Raw genomic sequence first — 20,730 nt, forward strand, 5'->3', positions numbered from 1 at the left:
CGAAAGTTGACCGCTCCAACCCTGACGACGCCCCCGATTTTAAATGGGACCGACAAGACCGACTACGGAATGTATGAGTCAGATCTTCAGGACAGGGTATCGAGCAGCATTATTGACGGCAAGGTGTCCTCGTTGAACCTCAGCATCACCGACAACGAGTTTGCCGTCATCGTTGATATTGGCGAGACCGACGCAGCTTACACGGCTGATGAAGCCCGTGAGCTAGCGACGAGTCTCAAATCCATCTCGGACCAGCGATGGGACGTAGAAAACGATGACATCGTAGAGTACCTCCGCGACTTAGCCGACGTGGTTGACAACGAGAAATCAGTAGATGAGGTAGAAGAGAAGTGGGAAAGTAGAGAGGTAGATATCTTGCTGTGTTGAATAGATGCTGAGTCACGGTTACAGCGGCTCACACAGTGGTTCTATGTTGGTAATGGCGAACATCAAGACGATTTCACGGAACTGCCGATACCAGCCCAGCGCTCGCACGGCATCGCCGAGCGAGCGCTTGGTTGTTGAGTACGATGTTTCGGCCATCCACCGCTGAGAGTAGCCATTTGCTTGGTTGAGAGCGTTGTTCGCGGCTGCGTTCGCTGACGAGCCGCGGTAATGAACAAGGTACTCAACGTCATGTGCGGCGATTTTGTACTCGGTATGCCAGTCTTGGAAGCCGTTGTCAGCGGCGACGGACTGCAGGTCGTCCGCGTTTCGGCGGACGACCTGCGGTCCGGTCTTCGTATCATGCTTCCACCGAGCTACGATGTGAGCATCAAGCACAGCAAGCGATTCCACATTAGTCAATGTCGTCACTTTTAGGGTCTGTATCGTCCGTCCTGCCCGCTGACGAAAGTACGATGACGCACGTCGGCGATCGAAGAACGTGCTGTCGAGAGCGGCGTGGCCAGACTGCGGGTGCTGCTGCGCAGAGACGCGCAGCAGCGCCCGCCACACCCACATTTTCAGCCGATCAAACGAATTGTAGATCGTGCTGTAATCTGGGAGATCGTCTCGATCTAAGTCCAGTGCGTCGCGAATCTCGGCCATGTACTTCAGCCGATTCGGCGTTTCTCGGTAGCTGTGGCCGTCTTCGAGCCGAAGACAGTGTAGCACAAAGTGTTTCCAGCGGGCGAACCCGCCGCTTGCGGGCTCGCCCGCGTGCTTTCCCAACGCTTGTTTGACTAGGCGACGACACCGCTCAACGAAGTCGAGGAGATCGACTTCCATGGACAGAATCGATTTCCTCGGCTTCGTCCTTCTACTCCGTGATATTAGTCGGTTAGATCGCTATTCAACACAGCATGTTATACCTGAACGTAGACGGTGAGGGCCCACCAACGGACGACCAGCGCGAGGCCGTCGCCACAGCGCTCGGGACGATCGATCGCGCGTACGAGTGGAGCCACGAGGGATTGCTCTACTCAATTGCCTACTCGCCCGCATACTTCGGCCGGTTCGAAGCGTCGCTGACAGCGGCTGTGGACCTCCCCGCTCCGCAGTCACTGTCTGAGTTTGAAACACCAACATTCGATACACAAGACGCGGTCGTCCACCTTGCGAGTGACCGAGCTGATACGGTGTTGGCGGCAGAGGAGGCACTAACTGGCGAAAAAGAGCGTGTGAATGGTGTCGACGTCGAGGCGCGGCTCACAGATGCGTTCACCGTCGACTCCCGCCGCACCGGATTCGTTGGAGCGGGCCTTCCAGCACAGAATCAAGACGTCGCGGGCATCCCCGACTCGAAACCGGTCCCCGAAGACTCACCGCTATTTATGGGGTTCACCGCCGGCTTCGTCGGCAACCAAGCCACGGAGGATTACGTCACGCTGGAGGACGGCCCATTCGCCGGGGGAAGGATAAAAGCAATTTCGAACATTCGGCAGCGACTTGACGACTGGTACCTCGAACAGGACCACGACGACCGGGTGGCGGAGATGTTCAGCCCGGTCCACGCAGAGCAAGGCCTCGTCGACGGCGTTGGTGCGAATCTCGGTGATAATAGCGGGATCGACGAGATCCCAGATGATATCGTTGATCAATCCCGTGAATATGCCCGAGTTGGGCATGCTCAGAAGGCGGCCCGTGCGAATCGAGACGTGGACGGGAACGTGCGACTACTCCGCCGGCACTTCGAGTCAACAGATGACATCGGCTCCGATCAAGAGGTTGCGAGTCTCCACTTCCCTTCGTTACAACAAGGCATCTCTGCCTTCGAAGATGTCCGTCGATCGATGAACGGCGTAGACATCACAGCGGAAACACCGGCTGTCCGTCAGCGGGTCAACAACGGCATTTTGGAGTACATCTTCACCCGCCGGCGTGGCAACTTCCTTGTTCCACCCCGTCGGCACCGGGTGCTGCCGTCGCCACGACCAGCGTAATCAACAGTCTGTCGCCACCATCGCTACGCCGACTGCTGATCGTTGACGGTGAACTTGATGTCTTCCATTGCCCCGGTTTCACCACCGAGGGCCGTTTCATACCCCTCGTGACGCGCTGTCTGCGGCTGAAGCGTCGGCGAGAGTGTCAGCTTGTCACCGGACTGGACGGCGTCAACGACAGCGCCATAGTGGTAGCCGAGGGATGGGTCCAGCGTCCGAGTGAGCCGTTGGTTAGAGAGTATCTCACCGTCGCGAGTCTGTGCCGCTGAGAGGCTCATCGCCGGGAGTACCATACGGTTGTACTGTGACCGCGCTGAGACGGCGAGATACTGTCCCTGACCAACAACGCCTGCCGGAGGGGAGTCAAGCACCGTGGTCACGAAAACGGCCCCATCGGTACTGCCGGTGCCAACGACGCGGCCGGGGAGGACGTCTGCCCGGGGTACAATCGAACCTGGGAGCATTTCCATCGCCATGGGGTCGACAGCACCGGGGGATCCAGCGTCCTCAAGCCGGCGAAAACTGATATTGTCTCGTTTCGATTCACGGTACTCAAATGGGATTCTCGCGGTTACAGGTTGTTCGAACCGGTCTTGAAATAAGTCGGTCCGTCGAGTCGATAAGCCACCAACACTGAGCCGGACATCGTAGGTGCCATCCCCGTCAAGTCCGAAGTTTGCTCCGTAGTGAAAGCCCATTGGCTGTGACAACATCCGGTAGATAGCCTCTTGGGAGATGAGTTCACTGTCGCGGTAGATCTCAACACTCAACCCCGTTTCTGGGAGGATCGTTTGGGTTTCAGAATCCCAGACGCTAGCCATCAGATGGATATCGTCGTCAGGCCCAATCTCGGTCAGCGACGTGGTTTCACCGTTGACGCTCCAAAATCGGTGGGCGTAGCTGTACATCAGTCCAAAGCCGTAATCGCCCTGCTCAGTAGTTCCAACCATCTGCATTCCCTCAACGTGGCCCGGCAAATAGATCCCGTTAGGACGATTTTCGACAATAGCAGGAGCACGCGGGGACCGAGAAGTAACCTGGCCAGCGCAGCCGGCAAGGCTAGTGGCGGTGGCTACCCCGAGACCAGCTTCGAGAAATGTACGGCGATCCATGGCAGTACGTACGGGAGAGACCGAAAAGTGGGTTTTGATGCCCTCCGCCGCCGACAACCGGGTGGAGCGATCAGGGAAACCGATCAGTTAGTAGGAGAGTTGTAGGCAATACACATTCATCCGACTGTGATCAATTCAAATTTGTGTTGATAACAATGGGTCATATACATCGCCTCGTAAGAATCCCCATTAGGTTAGGTAACACAAGAATAAAAACGTATATCACGAACGTTTATTTACAAAGGGGAACATGTTAGGTACACCATGTCTGGTCCCCTGCTTGACGGGAAGACGGCCGTGATCACTGGTGGTTCGAGCGGCAACGGACGCTCTATCGCGGAGGCATACGCCGCAGAGGGTGCGGATATCGTTGTCGCCGATATTCAGGAAGCACCACGGGAGGGTGGCACGCCGACTCACGAACTCGTCATCGACGAGTACGATGTCGACGCGACGTATGTAGAATGTAACGTGACAAATCTTGACGACCTCGAAGCGGCTGTCGATGCCGCGGACGAATTTGGTGGCATTGATATAATGGTAAACAACGCGGGTATCTTCCGCCAAGAGACGTTCGTCGACACCGACGAAGACGCCTTCGACCAGATGATGGACATCAACGTCAAGGGAGTCTACTTTGGCGCGCAGTACGCTGCCCGCAAAATGGTTGAGAACGGCGGTGGGAGCATTATCAACATGTCGAGCAACGCCGGTCTCGAAGGGAGTGCGGGCTTCGTCACCTACTGTACGTCAAAAGGTGCGGTCCGACTGATGACGTACGCGCTCGCCGACGAGTTGGGGCCTGAGAACATCCGAGTGAACGCGATTCATCCGGGCGCTATCGAGACGGCAATGCTCAAAGAGGACGTCGAGGTCGTCGGGACAGAAGCTGAAGAGGGTTATCGCCAGACGATCCCGCTACGCCGGCTTGGTCAACCAGAGGATGTTGCTGATGCCGCACTCTATCTAGCCAGCGACCTCGCATCCTACGTTAGTGGGGAGTCACTATACGTCGACGGTGGGATGACAAATTCCGGATAACTGAGCAGCGTCTCTAGGTATCTGATTCCCATAGAAAGTTCGATACAAAAGCAGAAGGCAGGTTCGTGTTCGAATATCAATAGGTGTTATAGAACTATTCACAAAAATCTGATTTTATCTGGGATTCTATGAATTAGCTGTCAGGACGAGTATGCGAATTGAGTGCCGAAGATTCTGCCAGATCAGGGAGATAACTCGATAGCTGTGCGAGATACACAGCGCACGTATGATCAACGTATCCGTGCCTAGCTCAAGACAATCAGGGAGTCATTTTGTTCCCTAGTAGATAGGCTGGTATAATCGCGAGCAGTGACATCAGAAACCCGACAATAGGAGTAAGTCCGAGGAAGAACGTGGTCATTGGCACATCAATTACACCGGTGAGAGACATGAACACTACGTAGACTGGGAGTCCGGTGGTCATGACCAGAACGATAGTAGCGATCTTCCGCTTGTCTTGCTTAGTTAGATCCTGAGTGAGGGAGGATAGGTGAGCCATATTGCTCGATTCGCTCTCACCTGTATAGTTCTTATTCGATTGCCGCACTTCGATTACGATCGAAAGATCAAAGAGACCCTGAAGGCGCTCGCGACCGATGAGGGCGCTGTCGATGGGGATGACGTGATCGAGTATCTCAGAGCACACACAGAGCCGCTCGCTCCGGAGTACGAGGCAACCATCAACCTGTGGCTGTCACGCATCGAAGGCACAGATCAGCTATCCAGAGATCCCAAGCTCGATACAGGCGACAATGAACAACACGAACCGAACGATTATGACGATGACCGCCATAGTGATGAATAAGGATGGCCGCTGAAAGTGAGCAGCCCGAGATTCCCGATGAGCTGTCCCCCGAAGAGGCACGGCAGTATCTCATTCGGTTCCTCGGACGCCAAGACCTTGACGAGCACGAGGAGATCTACGACGAACTCGCGACCGAGTAGGACTCTCTCCAGGCTGTTCTCCGTAGTACTGCAACAGTACCGTGGTTTCTCGCAGAGCGAGACCGTTCCAATCCGAAGCGAAAGCGAGATTGACGCACCGGTTTTCCCGTTCGCACTGGAACATCGGCCACGCATATGGATGTAACCGAGGACACGGTTCGAGACATCTGTACCGACGCAGTCTTCGAACGCGGCGAACGATATCTTGCTGAGGGCCGTATCCACGAAATACACCGCGTCGACAGCACCGTTACCGCCGTCGTGAGCGGCAGCCGTCAGTACGATGTCCGTGTTGACCTCGCCGCAGACGGGTTTGCCCCGTGGTGCGACTGTCCGTACGACAGGCCGGGAGCGTGCAAGCACGTCGTCGCCGTGTTGCTCCGGTGTGTCGACGACCCACCGGCAGACGACGGCGATCGACTCGATGCCGCACTCGACAGTGCCGACGACGATGAACTCCGCGCGTTCCTGCGTGACGAACTTGCGACCAATACGGATCTCCGCGAACGGTTTCTCGCCGGCGTTGGCGAGCCGACGAGCCAGTCGGTCGGTGAGCTTCGTGCCTCGATCGATCGGCGGTTCCACGAGACGAACCCTGAGTACCACGTCGTCTTCGAGCCGATCGACTTCACGCAGTGGTTCGAGCTCGCGAACGAGTACCGCGAGCAGGAGCGGCACGCGTCAGCGGCGACCGTCTACCGGGCACTCGTCGAGTCCCTCGACGACAACATGGAGCGCGTCGACGGCGCGTACGACCACTTCTCGCGTGCGTTCAGTCAGGCACTCGACGGGTATGTTGACTGTGTCGCGACCGCGAACCGCGACGCTGATGCGGTCACTGACGCCGTTGCGTTCCTTGAGGAGCGGGTGACGGCGGGAACGCCGGTCCCCGCGGACCACTTTGAGAAGGCAGCAGTCGAGCTTCGAGCGAAGCTGGGCGAGCAGGCCGGGGAATAGCTGGGTCGCCCTCGATGACGCCCACACGTTCGACGACCGCGAAAATTAGTTTGTGTCGCGGTCAGTCGCGTCGATCATCTGTTCGCGAGCGGCTTCGACATCCGAGTAGAGCGCCAACGCATGCTTGATGAGTCGGCGGTCTTCCAGATTCTCCTCCCAGCGCGTAATCACGTCACGGCGTTCCTGAAGCTCGGCACTTGCGAGATCGCCATCAGCAAGCGACTGTTCGAGCTCCTCCCAGGTCTCAACTTCGTAAGTCGCCTGCCACTGCTCGATTTCCTCGGTGATCGCGGCCAATTCGTTGCGTAGCTCCTCGCGGGTGTTTTCCTCGATGAGCGTGTGGATCTCCTCGAAGAGCAGGCGCGTGTAGTCCGGCTGGTAGCGCGTCGTCTCACCGGCCTCGACGCGGCGCAGCTGGCCCTCGTCGACGAGATCCTGGAGTTCCTCGTTGGTCGTGCTCCAGGCGGCGTCGGCCTGCTCGCTGATCCAGTTAACTGAGCGGGGTTCGCGAAGCGACTCAGCGACCGCTCGAATGCGGTCGCGGGCGCTCATCGACTCAGTCCACGATTGGACCCCATCTCGCGGGGATTCGGTCATGGTTGGCACCTCTAGTCCTGATTACGATACGGAAGCGTTGTCACGTCGAACGCATCGTAGTGTCGGTCGTACGTAAGGATATGGTCGACCTCTAAGGCCTCCATATGGGCTGCAACAGTGAAATCGGTGAGTGACGCATCCAGATCCGTCCACTCGACGAACGTTGTTTTAGCATCATCGAAAACGTCCTCGGAAACGGATTCGAACTGATACAGCGTGCTCTCATCCAGTGTCGTCAGGAACGACGCGGCGTTCCGCATCGACGCTTGCTTTTTCAACCGGGTTGCGGCCTCGTCGACGATGTGATCGTTGACGATGAGACGACGATAGGGGAGATCACCGTCGCGGACGAACGCCATGAACGCTCGCGAGACGGCGTGCATCTGGTCCTGAGGGTTGAACAATGCGTACAGGAATTTCGGCCCGACGACAACCTCGTGGCGGACATGTCCTGGACGAAAATGTTCGGTTGTGACCGTGCCGATCGGGGTGTCGACTGGTTCAGCCATTTACGGTCAGGATTGCGCGGACGGGTCGTCGGCGAGCGTGAACGATTCGTCGCTGCCGTGCCACTCGTCGACGAGATCGTCTTCCTCGCGAGCGTCAGTCGCTGACGACGCTGGAAGGGACCCGTCATCAAGGTCGTCGAGAACGGTGAACGCCGGGTCGTTGGGATCGGCTTGCTGCTGGCGTTCGATCCACTCGAGAAGCGCCTCGTGACCGGCTTCTTTCAGCGAGAGGTCGTGTTCGCTTGCGAACTCCCGGAAGCGTTCGTATTCGTCCTCGTTCAGTTCAGTTTGAACGTGCTTGGTGTCGTTGCTGCTCATAGGATCCCAATTGCTACTCCCATCTACGTTCTCATGAAGTATAAGATGTTCGCATATCTTAGATCATGAACCATGCTCAAGTAGCTGACGGAGCGGACTACTGGTCCTGGCGTTGAAATACGAACCCGGGACAAACCTCAACAATCGATGCGTGATCGCTATCTAGATTTCGAGGAACTACGGCCCACCGGCGAGGCATCCCACATCCCGGACACGATGCTGGACGACAGGTGTGAGGGTGCCCCCCGGCGGCAACGCGTCGCGACGACTACAGGTAGCTACCCTGATGTGCCGACGATAACCGACGGCGAGTGCCGGTCCTGTGGGGCGTCAGTCCCAGCCGGCCAGCTGAAATGCCGGTTCTGTCTCTCTAACCATCTCGGAAGTGGCGCCACTAACACGAACGAGGCAGCGTCGACGACGTGCCTCGGCATTATCTATCTGGTTGTCGAGTCGGCCACGTTCTACGGTGCCGTCGCGAAGGGCGGCGCCGCAGCGTTCGTTACCACCCTTGATCTGTGCGTTACCCGCTTTTGCGGTGGCGTACACTCGTATGGCGCGACAAGTCGACCAGTTAGGACTTGACAGCGACGCAGTCGTGCTCCGCAAGCAGTTCCCGACCACGCTGGGTCAGCAGATAGCTCATTGGATTCCCGTCGGCACCCATTCCACAGGCATCGGACATCGGACAGCCGCTACAGGCCGCCGACTCACAGTCGATCGCGCGGAGGTACCCCTCACGGACCATCGAGTCAAGCATCCCACGGATGGCATCTTCCCGCGTGTCCAACTGGGTGGCGATCGTCGAGACGGGTACGTTTCGTGCGACCATCGCGAGGACACGACGGTAGGTACTCACGACGCAACCACCTCACGAAGTCGGTCGATAACAGCGATTCCGTCAACGTGACGGATAGCGGGGAGCGTGAGCAGAACGGCGATGAGTGCTGGCGCGTACGGTGGCGCTAATGCGCCGAAAATTGCCCCTGGTGGAGCAATCCACGTCTCAGCGCCGCCCGGGATCGCTTCCAGTACCGCAGTCAAAAGCTGAGTTCCGGCCGTGATCCAGAGCATACCACTGGCGAGAACAACGGTCGCCCGCTCGCGTACACTGGGGACGTCGCCGCTCCGCCGGCCGCTCGGACCGACGGGAACGCGTGGGTACCGCTTGGTTGGCCGGCCAACCGGATGGGTCGGGTCGCCGCGAACGACATCGCCGGACGTGACGACCGCCTCGATCCGGTCTTGGACACCTCGATCGCGAAGGTGTTCGATCTCGACGTCGGTACCGTCGGTGACACGGCAGCGGCGCTCGACTCGGTGGACGTATCGGTTTCATCGGTCGCGTAAGCGCCGACGCCATCGACGGGGATGATGATCTCCTCGCGGACCTCGTCAGGGGTATATTCGGGAGCGCCTTCTGCGTACTCCCTGAGAACCAGCGAGAGCAGCATCATCTCGTCACTCGATGCTTCCCGCTCGTCCCGGGCGATCGCGGCGACCTCCTCGGCCGTGAGCTCTAACCGCTCGTCCTTCACGATCTGCGTCGGTGTTGGTGCGGTGCGGTATCCCGGGTGCGAGAGGCCGGGGTTCTCGGGTGACACTCCGAATGTCTCGTCAATCTCATAGCCCGCTGTGTCGCGCTCCTCGGCGCGCTCATCGGCTTCTGGTGACTCCTCGGGGGTTTCCATGCCCTCGTCTTCGTCCGGCGTCTCGGTCGACTCCTTACCTTCGTCCTCCTCGGGGAGTACGATCATGTCGACCGCCTCGTCGGGCGTTGGCGCCATGTAGTCGGAGTCGGTCGCAAGCGAGTTCACGATCGTCTGGATCGTGAGCCGGTGTTGCTTCTCTGGTCTGAAATCCCCCTTGGCGGCGTCTCTGACCTTCTCGACGCTTAGGTCTAACCGCTCGTCGCTCACAACACGCGCCGGCGTGGGCGCCTCCTCGAAGCCCTCTACGGTCGGGGCACCGCTGGCGGGGGAGTCGGCACTCGGCTCGTCCTCCGCCGCGCTCTTGGCGTTCTCGGCGGTCTCATCTTCATCGACAGGTTCGTCGGCGGTCGCATCCTCTACCTCGCCGGGCCCTTCGATCTCACCGGCGTCGACGTTGTCGACGGACTCGACGCCGAGATGGTCGAATAGGGGCTTACACTCGCCGCGGTGGTAGAGTTGCGGCTGGTCGTACTCCTCGTTGTCCCCGTCCGGGAAGATGATGATCTCGAAGTCCTCGTGGTCGGGCCACTCGGGGAACCGAGCCTCGGGGATGAACGGCCCTCGGAAGGACACCCAACTGTCCTCAAGCTCCTCTTTGCTCGGATAATATAGCTTCTCGCCGTCGTGGTAGACGACGTACTCGCCTTCGCTCTGGTCGTACTCGTAGTAGGCTGGCACCGCGTTCTTGTCGCCTTCGTGGGCGGCTTCCGGGCCCTCGAACCGGGCGACTTCCCCGTCCGGCTCCGGCTCCTTGTCACCGACCGCGGCGACGACCTCGCCGGTGTCGGTGTCGCGGTACCAGATCATGCTCATCGTCCCCTGTCCCTCGTCGTCTTCGTCGCGCCGCTCGCGAAGGGCGACTTTCTCGTCGCCAACACGGTAGTCGCCGCCACCGTCGTTGTAGTAGCGTAGGTTCCCGTCTTTCCCGGGGGACTTGCGGAAGGCGATCTCGTCGCTCACGACCTCCGTGTTCTGTCGCTGGCCTTCCGTCTCGTAGATGACCTTCTCGGCGCGCTCGCCCCAATAGGTGAAACTGCCGTAGTTGGCGGACCCGTCTTTCACCGCGAACACGCACTTCTCGCCCTTTTCCATCGCTTTCCGGAGGTTGGTGAACGTCTGGAACGGGTACTTGATCGTCGACGTTTCCGCCTCGATCGATACGTCGTCGGCGCCGGCGAAGTTCCACACGCCGGGGTACTCCTCGCGAAGCCGCTCACGACGCTCGTCAATCGCGTCCAGCATCTCGGAGCGCGACTGGTCGCTGTCCACGTCGGTCACGTCGATCGGCGCTTCTGCGACGCCGTCAGGCATCTCCTCGCCTTCCTGCTCGGGGAGCCACGACACGTAGCCGATCTGCGTGAACGCGACGTAGCATTGACCGAGAATCCAGCGGTGGTCGTCGCCGCCACCGGACCCGGCACTCCCCGTGTCCTGTTGGAGTACGACCCCGCGCCCTTCGGGGGTGAGCTTGATCGATGGCGTCCCGTCCTTGCGGTCCCGCTCGACGTAGCTACTGTTGACCCGCTCGTAGATGTTCGACAGCTCGGAGAGGCTGTCGATCGTCGAATCCTCAAGCCGGGCCACGAGCTCGTCTTTCGCGTCCTCGGTCGGCACGTACTCATCGGCCTGCTTGCCTGCCCGAAGGCGGGCGGCAAAGATGGACTCTAAGACCGTATCGAGATGGCGCTCGACGACGCTCTCGGCGTCGTCCGCGGTCGACGCCCCGAACGCCCCGGGCGTCTCGCCGGCGCTCCCAGCGCCGCCCTCGCTGCCGGACATGGGCGTCGTCGACGCCGCGGTGGTATCCCCACCGCCCCCGCTGTCGATGGTGGGATCCTCCGGGCTTGGAACGGCGTTTTGGAGTTCTTGAGCGTACATTAGCTTCTCCTCTTTCTCGTCGGCCATCGCCATCTTCCGCCCGATACCGGTCTCCCACCGTCCACCGCCCTCGTTGAACAGGAGGTTCTGGTAGACTTCTTCGTCCGACCGGCGTTCGCGACCGATCTTCTTGAGACTCGCCTCGATTGCCGCGTCGCGTTCCTCAGCGGTGCGGACGGGTGGGAACGGCGGGTGCGCGTACACGCGGAACGCTTCGGACCGCTCCATGTTCTCGGAGATGGTCGTCCGCATCCAGTAGTGGTAGTTCACCTCCTCGGTCAGATCCTCGGGGTCAAGCCCCAACTGCGTACAGTAGGTCCGGGCAGATTTCTTGTCGCCCGGGTTGAACGACATGATGGTGTCGCAATTGGTCGTGATTGCGTCGATGACGTTGCTCGGGAGTTGGGCCGGATACTGGTTGGCAAGCGTCATGGCGAGCCGATACGACCGACTCTCGGAGATCATCGATGGGATCGTGTCGTCCGCGAGCGCGAGGTTGTCAAACTCGTCCGCGAACAGGTAGAAGGGCGACCGCTGGTGTTCGGACTTGGTGGCCCGTCCGCGGATGTGCGACCACACCCTGCGGATGACCGCCATCCCGAGCATCTGCTTGAGTTCGCGCGGCTCGGAGCCCATCCGCACGATGATGATCTTGTCGTTGTCGATCGCGTCGGGGATGCTCACCCCGCCCGAGCGGAAGCCGATCATCCGGCGGGCAACCGGGTTCTGGATCCACGGGAGGAATCGGCCGAGTAGCGGCTCAAGGTCGTCCTCGGGCATCTCCGCGACCGTCTCCATGTGCGGGGTGATGAACCGCATCCCGGCCTCTTTCAGCCGCGCCGTAAACTCGTGCCGTGACGCCTCCGACTTGAGGACGTAGTACATATCGACGAAGTTCATCTCGGGGGCGTCGTCCGGCGTCTCGGAGTTGTAGAGGTTCATCCCCGTGATGATTGACTGGGCGACGCGGTCCATCCGCGGCCCCCAGTAGTCGTCGTTCGCGGCCAGCATCTTTTTCAGGTCCTCGACGAGCGACGCGAGCGCGGCGTTGTACGCGTCTTCGTCGGGGTCCATGTTGAGCGAGATAAAATTGAACCCCGAGAGGTAGTCGCCGGTCGCACCGGGCTCGATCCACACCACGTCGTCAAGCCGGTGTTCGGGCATGATCTTCATCAAGCGCCGGGCATCGTCGCCCTTCGGGTCGATGAAACACAGGCCGGCGCCGGACTCGATCAGCTGTCGGGCGTCGTTCGTCAACAGCGTGGACTTCCCGTAGCCGGTGACGCCGAACACCGCCCGGTGGCGGAACAGGTGGTCTTTGTCGATCGACGCGTCGCGACCGTTCCGGGTGCCCTTCCCGACGAACAGCGGCGCGTCTGGGTGTTCGCGCGGGAGTTCTTCAAGCACTCTCCGGGCGCTCCCGGCGGCGTAGACCTCACTCCCGTCGTCTCCGGAGTCAAGTTCCTCCGGGTTGACATCGTCGGGGACTCCAATGGACTGGATCTCCTCGCCGTACATCGTGTTCCGTCCCTTCTCGCTGTAGGCGTAGGGAAAATCCTCCATCGCGTCAACGGCGTCCTGAATCCCAGCGAGATCGCTCCGCATCGTCAAAATATCCTCCTTGACGGCACTCGCCGAGAGCCGATCGAGGGTTACGAATTGAATAAGATCGCGGAGTTCTTCACCGATCTCCTCGGTGGTCGGGTTTACTTCGGGCGCGTACCATTGGGGTTCGGCGCCGTCGACGGTCGCCTCGTTGACGCGGGTTAACAGCGTCGCGATCTGCTTGCTTAGATCAACCCGATTGTCGATACTGAGTTGTCGCTGTTCGATCTTCTCGGCCGTCGATTTAAGATCGGCATGGAGCCGTTGTAGCTGGTCTTCGGTAACTGGTTCGCCCGTCTCGTCGTCGCTCCGAAAGAAATCGAATACCATGTGATGATTTGACTGGTCGGTGTCGGTTTCGTCGTATCAGTCGCCGCTCCGTCGGTTAGCCTCGGTATTCCACGGAGCGGAGTCGTCGTCCTCCTCGCCGTCCTCGTCGTCCTCGCCGTCTGTGCTATCGTCAAGAAGCCCGCCCACCCCCGCCGGTTCTGGGTCAGTAGGGGTACTCTCACCCGATCCTACTGGCCCTGTGTCGCTTGGGTTGCTCTCCTCTGGGGTCGCCTGCGGTGGGGTCCGGAAGTCGGGGCCGTCACTCTGGGCGTCGGTCTCGGGTTCCTTACTCGACGCCACTCCGGTGTCCGTGGCGTCGGCGCTCCCGCTGGGACTCGACGACTCATCCGGCTGTTTGGAGCTCGTCGGCTCTACTGGCGTACTTCCGGGGGTTTTGCTCTGCCCTGCCGCACGCTCTGGACTGAACCCACTCTTTCGCTGTTCGTCGGTGTCGGTTGTCCTCTCAACGACGTCGTCCTCCTGCTCTGCTTCGGCGGGGATCCCCGGGCCGGTCTGCTGTTTCGCCCAATCGACGACGGGCGTGTTGATGCTGTCGTTGGGGATGTGGGCGATCGACCCGAGGGCGCTCACGGTTTGGAGCACTGCGGGCTGTCCGGGGCCGAGTTTGAGCCGTTGGGTCCACGGGATTGAGTGGGTCCGTTCGGCCATTTCCCGGAGGTGGTGTGGGATCTCGTCGGGCCCGATCGCGATGGGGTCAAGCCCCTGCTCGGTGAACGAGTTGTAATACTTCTCGAAGTCGCTCGCGACGGTGTTACACCGGCGTTCGGCAATCTCTTTGTGCGGCGAGATCGCCAGCACGCGGACGGTGAAATAGTAGCCTTTGGCGCCGTGGAGCTTGTCGATGATCTTCGCGGTGCGACTCCGCTTGGCGCCGGGGTCGCGCAGGTCGTACCCTTCGACCATGTTGCCGACGACCTCGCCCTGCTTGATCTTGGAGGCAGCGTCGGTGACGTTGAGCCCGTAGGGGCGGCGCTTGGTCCACACGTCGCGTGCGGGCTCGAAGATGGTCTGGACCATGACGCGACAGTCCTCGGCGAGCACGCGCTGGCCGTCGGTGGTCTGGTCCTCCTCGACGACCATGTCGGAGGTAATGTCGCCGTATGGGTCGACATCGAAGTCCTCGTCCGCGATTTTACACTTGATGGGGTAGTAGAACGGCTGTTTGAGCCGCATCTTCGCCATCGCGATGTGGTCGCCGCTATCGAGGGTGGGGAACTGCTTGTTGGCCTCGCTGATCTGGGCGTCGGGGTAGTTTTTCCGGAGTTGGCGCTCGAACTGGTTGGCGTCGACGCGGGTGTCCGGTTTGAAGAAGAATTGGAGCTTCCCGCCGTCGTAGACCATCTCGTGACTGTGGATGTGGGAGCTGGTGGAGACGAGTTTGAACCGGCCGACTCCGATCCCGGTCTCGTGTGGGTCGTGGATGGTTTCGTAGAGATTGATACTGGCGTCCATCCCACTGTTCTCCCGGGGAGGTCGGACACGCAGCCGGGGGCCGGAGTCGGCTTCGGCTACCTCTAAGCCGGACTGGAGTTTGGCGTATAGGTCATCGTCGACCCTGATCGCGGGGTAGACGCTGGTATCAGTGGACAGAGTATCCCAGATATCCGTAATCAAACCGCTCATTTTTCTTCCCCTCCGCAGATCTTGTTATATAGAAAGCTCAGTCCGTTGTCTGCGGTTTCCTTGGACCTGAACTGGGCGTGAATCCGCCTTCCTTGAAATTCTCTCTTGTTGTCAATTACCTTTTTAATCAACGCCATATCATTTGCCTCTGTTACCCGGCTAATCGAAGACAGATATAATGGTAATGGCCACAAAATCAAGCGAAATAATATTGGAATTAAACCCCACCAATCAAATCGGTTTCCATTAATTCCCGTAGGCTCTCTCAGGGATCTCTATCGGATGGCGGTCGCTTCGAGAGCCGGTCGAAACGGCCTTGAGAGGCGTTTGAACGCCTTTCTGTCTCCCCAGATTGGTATTGTGAAGAATACACGGCGCCATCACGAATCTCTACTTCCAAAATCGCATCAGCATGCTGCCCATCCGATGGCAGCTCGTCTGGTTCGACAACCGCATTCCCTACCTCCTCACCATCCTGCTCGAAGAACACCGTTGCGAGCCCATCCTCAATCGAATCAACAACGGCGGTGTACTCACCGTTTGGAAGGTCAATTGTAGTCATTAGTAGCCTTCCTCCAGCACTCGGTCGCCCTCACTTGTAGTTACGATCACCGTATCACCGTCATTATTCCAGATTGGCGACCCCGACCCCCAGTACAGTTCGCTGTCCGTCGCGGTGCCACTCCCGGTGTACAGCGTCACAGTCTCACCAGGCCCTAGCTTGAACCCATCCGGAATCGTGTACGTGTGCTCGGCGTCGTCAGCGACTGTCCAGCCGGACAGGTCGAGTGGGTCCGCGCCAGTGTTCGCAAAGACAACATACTCATCGTTGAGATTCTCACCGTCTCGCCCCTCAGCGTCGGCGTTGACCTCTGTGACAGCAAGCGCACTGGTGTTCTCGCCTGCCTCCGAGTCGGATCCCGAATCGGTCTCATCTGGCTCGTCTCCAGTGTCGATCGCGCCGGTCCCCCCACCGCCGATCCGCTCACGCTCGGTAACACCACCAGCTGTCCCTAGTTCGATGGCCTCCCCATCGCGAATGCTCAACGGATCGGTTGGCGCGTCCTGTTGCGTCTGGATCGAGACGGCCTGCCCATCACTCACGAGGACAACATCTCCGTGAGTGGCGGTCCAGTAGGTTGAGATGGAACGCTCCGAGAGCCGCTTAAGCACCTCCTCGTTCGGGTGGCCGTACTGCGAGTCGTACGCGCTTGAGGTGACGACGGCCTGTGGCTGGACGGCATCGAGGAACGCCCCACTCGAGGAGCTGGCCGAGCCGTGGTGGCCCGCCTTGAGAATCGTCGACGTCGATAATAATGACCGGCGGGAGGGTTCGTCGTCCATATCCTGAGTCAATATGGTATAGAGGGTAAAATTTCATCCCACAAGCAGAGCGGTGTCGTATTCTGGTGAACAGAGTTCATCGTGATTCCATTGAAGCGCTTCCACCGCTCACCCCGTACAACTGGTGGCTTCGATTCCCTATTTTCTATCAGTTAGGAATATCAGTAGAGACACAATTATATATCACAATAAGAGAAGTTGGATCTAATGCCCGATACTCCTGAATACATTGGGAAGGCACACGAAAAGCTCACCCGAGATATTTTGAATGGAGTTGATCCGCAGCCCGATACAGTAGAGCAACTCGATCACCTTCCGAGCGGCCAGCAAGATCGGGTCCAGCTCGGTAGTGAGAAAACGGCGGAATTCATTCGCGACGATCTCTCATTTCCAATTGAGTCAGCGACAGAGGTCGGCGATGAGTTGCGGGGTGTGTCTGGTGACGACACTGATCTCGTTGTGGTTGGGGCTGCTGAAGAGAAGCGATACTCACTCAAGATGGTCGGAAGTGGAAAAGTGAACGTCCGGAATCCAACGCTCAACACAATCTGTGAAAATCTCCTCGACCAGTCTCGCGAAGACCTTCTTGAAGAGCTTGATCGTGATGACTATCACGAGATTGCGGAACGCTATGCCGAAGATGAGATCGAGTCGAAGGAGTTAGCTGCTGTCGTCCTCCCCGTATTAGCAGAAACACTGCGTGGCGCCCGCGATCAGGATGAAGAAGTTTTCCGAGAGCGCCTCGCAGATGAACTCCAACTAGACTCAAATACAATTGCGTGTAAGGTCACCGACGCCGGCTACTACCACGGGATTGTTTCGACAACACAAGGAACACTCAGCAAGGTTAACGACCCGAACACGACGCTTGAGATCTACACCACCGACAACAGCTCAACATCGGTTTTCTTTGACATCGATGGTGACCGAGCATTCCAGATTTCCGTCTACGGTCAGAATAGCGGAGGTCAGGCTCGAGCAGCCCTTCGAGCAGCGTACTGGGTCCCAGTCTGATAACCTCGTTCCGATCTACCTCTAAAAAACGGACACCTGTATGTTAGGACGACACATATTTTTGACACTCAAAAGTAGGATATATTTTATTTTGTCTCAAAATAGCCCAGGTGCTTAAGTAGGTCATGGGCAAATATGAGACAACATGATATCTGAAATAGAATTGCGGATTCTCTCTACGCTCGACTCACCAAAGACCAGACAAGATCTAGGTGATGAATTGGATTACCTCGAATCAACGGTGTCACGGGCACTCGGGAGCTTGGAACAGGTCGATCTTGTTTATAAGGAGAAAGCCGGGAATCAGATGATCGCCAAACCAGTAGATGCTCGATGCGTCGAGGTGTTTCAGTCACTTACAAAATCGAACCCACATGTTGATTTCCCTGACCTGCTGACTTCATCGATGTTGAACGTGGTGTACTATCTCAGTAGTGAGGAGCAGTGGACAGCCACCGAGCTCACTGAACACACCGGGCATGCGCGAGCCACGATTTATCGAAACCTTCGGACGCTAACCAACCGAGCAATGGCGACCAAAGAACACAGTGAATATAGACTCCGAGAGGAATTCGATGAGCTCCATCTGTTCGCGACCGAACTCCGCCACCACATCCATCGCGTCCGGATCAAACGTGACGTAGGCGCTGGAACAATCCTTTGGGAATCTCACAAGGAGTGTCTCATGCGGACAGACACTGATGTCGAAGACGAGAATTATCACCGAACCGGTCTCGATGCGTTTGCCGAGTACAGACTTCAGTTCTTTACAACATCCGAGCAGTACTATTTCTACTCAGAAGGTCGAGACTCGCTCGATCCCACAGACCTCATCTGCCATCTCCTTCTCATCGAAAACGATTCACGACACAGAAAGTACGTGCTCTTACTCATCGCCGAAACAGAGCTATCCGAGGAGTCTCTCAAAGAGGCAGCGACCTACTACGGAGTTGAAGACATCGTACTCCCGCTCGTAGAGTTCCTCCGCACAGAAGGGAGCGTTACGTCAGAGAGCACACCAGTGTGGGAGGAGTTTGAATCCCTTGCGTCCGAGTATGGGGTCGAAGTATGAGCCGTGAGCCGACGTTCGAGTCCTCCGCAATTCGACGGCAGTTCAGCGAACTTGCCAATCTCATTGACGACGATCTCACCGTGTATCTGATCGGCGGGGGAGCACTGACCTTAGAGGGGCTCAAGAACGCGACGAAGGACATCGATCTCATCGTTCGCGAAGAGTCGGAGCTGCGGCAACTGTGGAACGTACTCACCTCTGCGGGGTACAAACCGAAAGAAGACCTCGGCGAAGAGTACGACGAACTTGGGGCGGCATTCATTCTCGAAAAGGACCACCGTCGATTCGATGTCTTTCACGAGCAGGTGGCGGGTGTGATCTCACTGAGTGACTCGATGGTCTCACGCAGCCGGCACCTGTTCGAAGAAGACGGGCTTTCCGTTCGGATGGTATCGCTGAACGACATCTTCCTGTTCAAAGCCGTCGCAAATCGCGAGGATGACGTCGAAGATATGGTACGTATCGCTCAGGCAGGGATTGAGGATGACGTGGTCGTCGAGGAGATCATGTCGCAGCTAGCTCTGCTTGGGAGTGACGACTTCATCGGAGCAATGAAACAGAAACTGGAACGACTGGAAGACCGCGGATTCGTCTTCGATATTCACGTTGAAGTAAACGAACTCTACGATCGAAGCCAAGATGGATCAAAAGTCAGGAACGCCATTGTTTCGCTTCGTGAGCACGAGTACGATGACGATCTCTACACAGGTGTTCCGGAGTCCGCTCTTGAGCGACAACTTGGGGAGAAAACCACCACCTCAGGGGTCGAGTGGCTGCTGCGGATTAGCGATTTACATCGTGAATCGGATGGCTCGCTAGTGCTTGTGACATAGTGTTAATCCTTGAGCCAGATGGGACGACTCACTCCATATCGACGTGGTCGGACATCAATTGTATCAGATATTATTGATTTCGGTGGGCTAGAATACAATAGCCTCTTGAGGGAACCGCTGAGAATCCAATATCCAAGTAGCGATGACTGGGTTGGACGAAAAGTTACAGCCCCCACGGAACCGGAGCCACTACGTGGATGTAGTGGTCATACTCGGCGTCGCTGGTGCGCTTATCGGCGTTCACGTATGGCTTCCAAACAGGCTACTATCGGAGTTCGTATTCACATACGGGGAGCCCAGTCTGGTGACCGCTTGGACGGCGGCTACGATTCACGATAGTACTGTACATCTTACCTCAAATCTTGTTTGGTACGGCGTCGTGATTGGGCCGGCCTACGCACTGTATACCAGTTGGGGTCGACGCCGACTGTTCTGGCTGCTGTATATGAGTCTTCTTGTCGCCACTCCGCTCAGTACGATCGCTGTCGACTACTGGTTGCTGTATCAGCGATGGGGGCTTGTCGGTCCCGATTCGATTGCGTTCGGATTTTCCGGCGTTGTGAGCGCCTTCGGTGGCCTGCTGGTTGTCGGTCTCATTGGGGTCATCGCTGCGTGGTACTCGTGGTCAATCTCAATCGCCACAACGGTCGGATTCGTAGCGAGCGGCTTGTGTATCGCACTTGCTCAGTCACCACTGGTTGCGGTTCCGACCAGTGAAATCCTAACCGTCGGTATTGTGCTCGTGGTGGGACTCGGTTCGTTTTGGTGTGGTCGAGAGAGCGTTCTCTCCGTCGATGGCTGTCGGCTCATCAGGATGCGATTCTACTCTTTGGTGCGTGCGGGATCGTCATCACCGCGCTTGTGGCAGGGATATTCTCTGTTGAGACTGTTTCGAACGGTCGGTTTCCGAATGTAGTCGCACATGGTACTGGGTTCTTGACTGGCGTCACTCTAGCAGCGACTGGGCAGATTCTTGCGTGAAGGGTATTCGCTCAACGTCGTGGTGCGATTCGTATCGTGGTGACGTTCGGCAGTGAGCTGTCGGTTCGATATCTCGCTCTTATGTAGAAACGCGGAAAGAGGTCGTTTGGTTGTGCCAGCTCCGAATTGAGTACGCTATCTCGGGTTCAAATCGCCGGACTACGGTGGGTGTTCAAAATGTTAAATCGTCTTTCCGCAGCTCTACACAAGAGCGTAATGGTTCGCTCTTATGTAGAAACGCGGAAAGCCCGTATAATTACACTCAGACAGTTCTAATCTGGCGATATGTCTTCCACTGAGTCAGCGTTCGGCGGGATGTTTCGGCAACTGATCGAGCTAGGAGTCATAGAGATCAACACCGAGCCGCTCGATGCGCGCATCGAGCGGCGACTCAAGCGGTTCTGGGAGAATACATCCTGTCCTCGCTGTGGTCACCAGAGCATTATGACGTGGG

General features: G+C 57.9%; 18 protein-coding genes and 3 pseudogenes. 11 read left to right on the plus strand and 10 right to left on the minus strand.

The genetic code is table 11. From position 1 onward, the window contains the following. Positions 1–69 precede the first annotated feature (69 nt). The gene (locus tag EXE52_RS14935) at positions 70–387 is read left to right on the plus strand and encodes a hypothetical protein (RefSeq protein WP_089309461.1); all 318 of its coding nucleotides are present in this window, start codon (positions 70–72) and stop codon (positions 385–387) included. 18 nt (positions 388–405) lie between these two features. Here the strand turns inward: EXE52_RS14935 and EXE52_RS14940 are convergent, their stop codons facing one another. After that, entirely contained in the window at positions 406–1,230 is an 825-nt protein-coding gene (locus tag EXE52_RS14940) for an IS5 family transposase (protein WP_137703844.1), read from the minus strand. A 74-nt stretch (positions 1,231–1,304) separates the two neighbouring features. Between EXE52_RS14940 and EXE52_RS14945 the strand changes: the two genes are divergently transcribed. After that, complete coding sequence (locus EXE52_RS14945; protein ID WP_089309305.1) at positions 1,305–2,384, plus strand: Tat pathway signal protein; 1,080 nt, start codon at positions 1,305–1,307, stop codon at positions 2,382–2,384. A 23-nt stretch (positions 2,385–2,407) separates the two neighbouring features. On the opposite strand, the gene EXE52_RS14950 is transcribed toward EXE52_RS14945, so the two are convergent. After that, positions 2,408–3,334, minus strand: coding sequence for an iron transporter (locus EXE52_RS14950; protein WP_241988268.1), 927 nt, complete (start codon positions 3,332–3,334; stop codon positions 2,408–2,410). Between the two features lie 426 nt (positions 3,335–3,760). Between EXE52_RS14950 and EXE52_RS14955 the strand changes: the two genes are divergently transcribed. The 4 genes from EXE52_RS14955 (at position 3,761) to EXE52_RS14965 (ending at position 6,439) form a co-directional block, all read left to right on the plus strand. Beyond that, on the plus strand, positions 3,761–4,537 hold the full coding sequence (locus EXE52_RS14955; protein WP_049933187.1) for an SDR family oxidoreductase: 777 nt from the start codon (positions 3,761–3,763) through the stop codon (positions 4,535–4,537). A 490-nt stretch (positions 4,538–5,027) separates the two neighbouring features. Continuing rightward, positions 5,028–5,342 (plus strand): hypothetical protein, encoded by a 315-nt coding sequence (locus EXE52_RS14960; RefSeq protein WP_241988269.1) that lies wholly within the window; start codon positions 5,028–5,030, stop codon positions 5,340–5,342. A gap of 2 nt (positions 5,343–5,344) precedes the next feature. Beyond that, complete coding sequence (locus EXE52_RS18600) at positions 5,345–5,482, plus strand: hypothetical protein (RefSeq protein WP_004043292.1); 138 nt, start codon at positions 5,345–5,347, stop codon at positions 5,480–5,482. Between the two features lie 135 nt (positions 5,483–5,617). Then, positions 5,618–6,439, plus strand: a complete 822-nt coding sequence (locus EXE52_RS14965; protein ID WP_089309303.1) for an SWIM zinc finger domain-containing protein — start codon at positions 5,618–5,620, stop codon at positions 6,437–6,439. A 45-nt stretch (positions 6,440–6,484) separates the two neighbouring features. Here the strand turns inward: EXE52_RS14965 and EXE52_RS14970 are convergent, their stop codons facing one another. The 3 genes from EXE52_RS14970 to EXE52_RS18320 are packed head-to-tail and all read right to left on the minus strand — an operon-like array spanning position 6,485 to position 7,863. Then, a complete protein-coding gene (locus EXE52_RS14970) occupies positions 6,485–7,036 on the minus strand; it encodes a hypothetical protein (protein ID WP_049933183.1) in 552 nt (183 codons plus the stop codon). Between the two features lie 11 nt (positions 7,037–7,047). Then, positions 7,048–7,545, minus strand: coding sequence for a type II toxin-antitoxin system VapC family toxin (locus EXE52_RS14975; protein WP_241898005.1), 498 nt, complete (start codon positions 7,543–7,545; stop codon positions 7,048–7,050). A gap of 6 nt (positions 7,546–7,551) precedes the next feature. Continuing rightward, positions 7,552–7,863, minus strand: coding sequence for a hypothetical protein (locus EXE52_RS18320; protein ID WP_049933181.1), 312 nt, complete (start codon positions 7,861–7,863; stop codon positions 7,552–7,554). Between the two features lie 147 nt (positions 7,864–8,010). On the opposite strand from EXE52_RS18320, the pseudogene EXE52_RS18845 reads away from it, so the two are divergent. After that, positions 8,011–8,361 (plus strand): annotated as a pseudogene (locus EXE52_RS18845) (hypothetical protein); the annotation flags it as partial. A 76-nt stretch (positions 8,362–8,437) separates the two neighbouring features. On the opposite strand, the gene EXE52_RS14990 reads toward EXE52_RS18845, so the two are convergent. From EXE52_RS14990 to EXE52_RS15010, 5 genes and pseudogenes are all read right to left on the minus strand, one after another. Then, positions 8,438–8,722: a FeoC-like transcriptional regulator gene (locus EXE52_RS14990; protein WP_049933180.1), complete on the minus strand. Its 285-nt coding sequence runs from the start codon at positions 8,720–8,722 to the stop codon at positions 8,438–8,440. 181 nt (positions 8,723–8,903) lie between these two features. Beyond that, positions 8,904–13,388 carry a type IV secretory system conjugative DNA transfer family protein gene (locus tag EXE52_RS14995; RefSeq protein WP_089309301.1) on the minus strand — a complete coding sequence of 1,495 codons (4,485 nt, stop codon included), beginning with the start codon at positions 13,386–13,388 and terminating at the stop codon, positions 8,904–8,906. A gap of 36 nt (positions 13,389–13,424) precedes the next feature. After that, on the minus strand, positions 13,425–14,861 hold the full coding sequence (locus EXE52_RS15000; protein WP_137703845.1) for a hypothetical protein: 1,437 nt from the start codon (positions 14,859–14,861) through the stop codon (positions 13,425–13,427). 436 nt (positions 14,862–15,297) lie between these two features. After that, a complete protein-coding gene (locus tag EXE52_RS15005) occupies positions 15,298–15,594 on the minus strand; it encodes a DUF3006 family protein (RefSeq protein WP_089309299.1) in 297 nt (98 codons plus the stop codon). Next, positions 15,594–16,337: pseudogene (locus tag EXE52_RS15010) on the minus strand (lamin tail domain-containing protein); the annotation flags it as partial. The gene EXE52_RS15005 and the pseudogene EXE52_RS15010, both read right to left, overlap by 1 nt. A gap of 246 nt (positions 16,338–16,583) precedes the next feature. Between EXE52_RS15010 and EXE52_RS15015 the strand changes: the two are divergent. The 4 genes and pseudogenes from EXE52_RS15015 to EXE52_RS15030 all read left to right on the plus strand — a co-directional run. Continuing rightward, on the plus strand, positions 16,584–17,390 hold the full coding sequence (locus tag EXE52_RS15015) for a hypothetical protein (RefSeq protein WP_089309298.1): 807 nt from the start codon (positions 16,584–16,586) through the stop codon (positions 17,388–17,390). Positions 17,391–17,535: 145 nt separating this feature from the next. Beyond that, positions 17,536–18,462 carry a hypothetical protein gene (locus EXE52_RS15020; protein WP_089309297.1) on the plus strand — a complete coding sequence of 309 codons (927 nt, stop codon included), beginning with the start codon at positions 17,536–17,538 and terminating at the stop codon, positions 18,460–18,462. Continuing rightward, complete coding sequence (locus EXE52_RS15025; protein WP_089309296.1) at positions 18,459–19,295, plus strand: nucleotidyltransferase; 837 nt, start codon at positions 18,459–18,461, stop codon at positions 19,293–19,295. The genes EXE52_RS15020 and EXE52_RS15025 overlap by 4 nt, the downstream gene beginning before the upstream one ends. A 1,266-nt stretch (positions 19,296–20,561) precedes the next feature. Then, a pseudogene (locus tag EXE52_RS15030) lies at positions 20,562–20,730 on the plus strand (IS1595 family transposase); the annotation flags it as partial.

Origin of the sequence: Halorubrum sp. CGM4_25_10-8A (assembly GCF_005435025.1) — an archaeon.
Lineage (GTDB): Archaea > Halobacteriota > Halobacteria > Halobacteriales > Haloferacaceae > Halorubrum > Halorubrum ezzemoulense.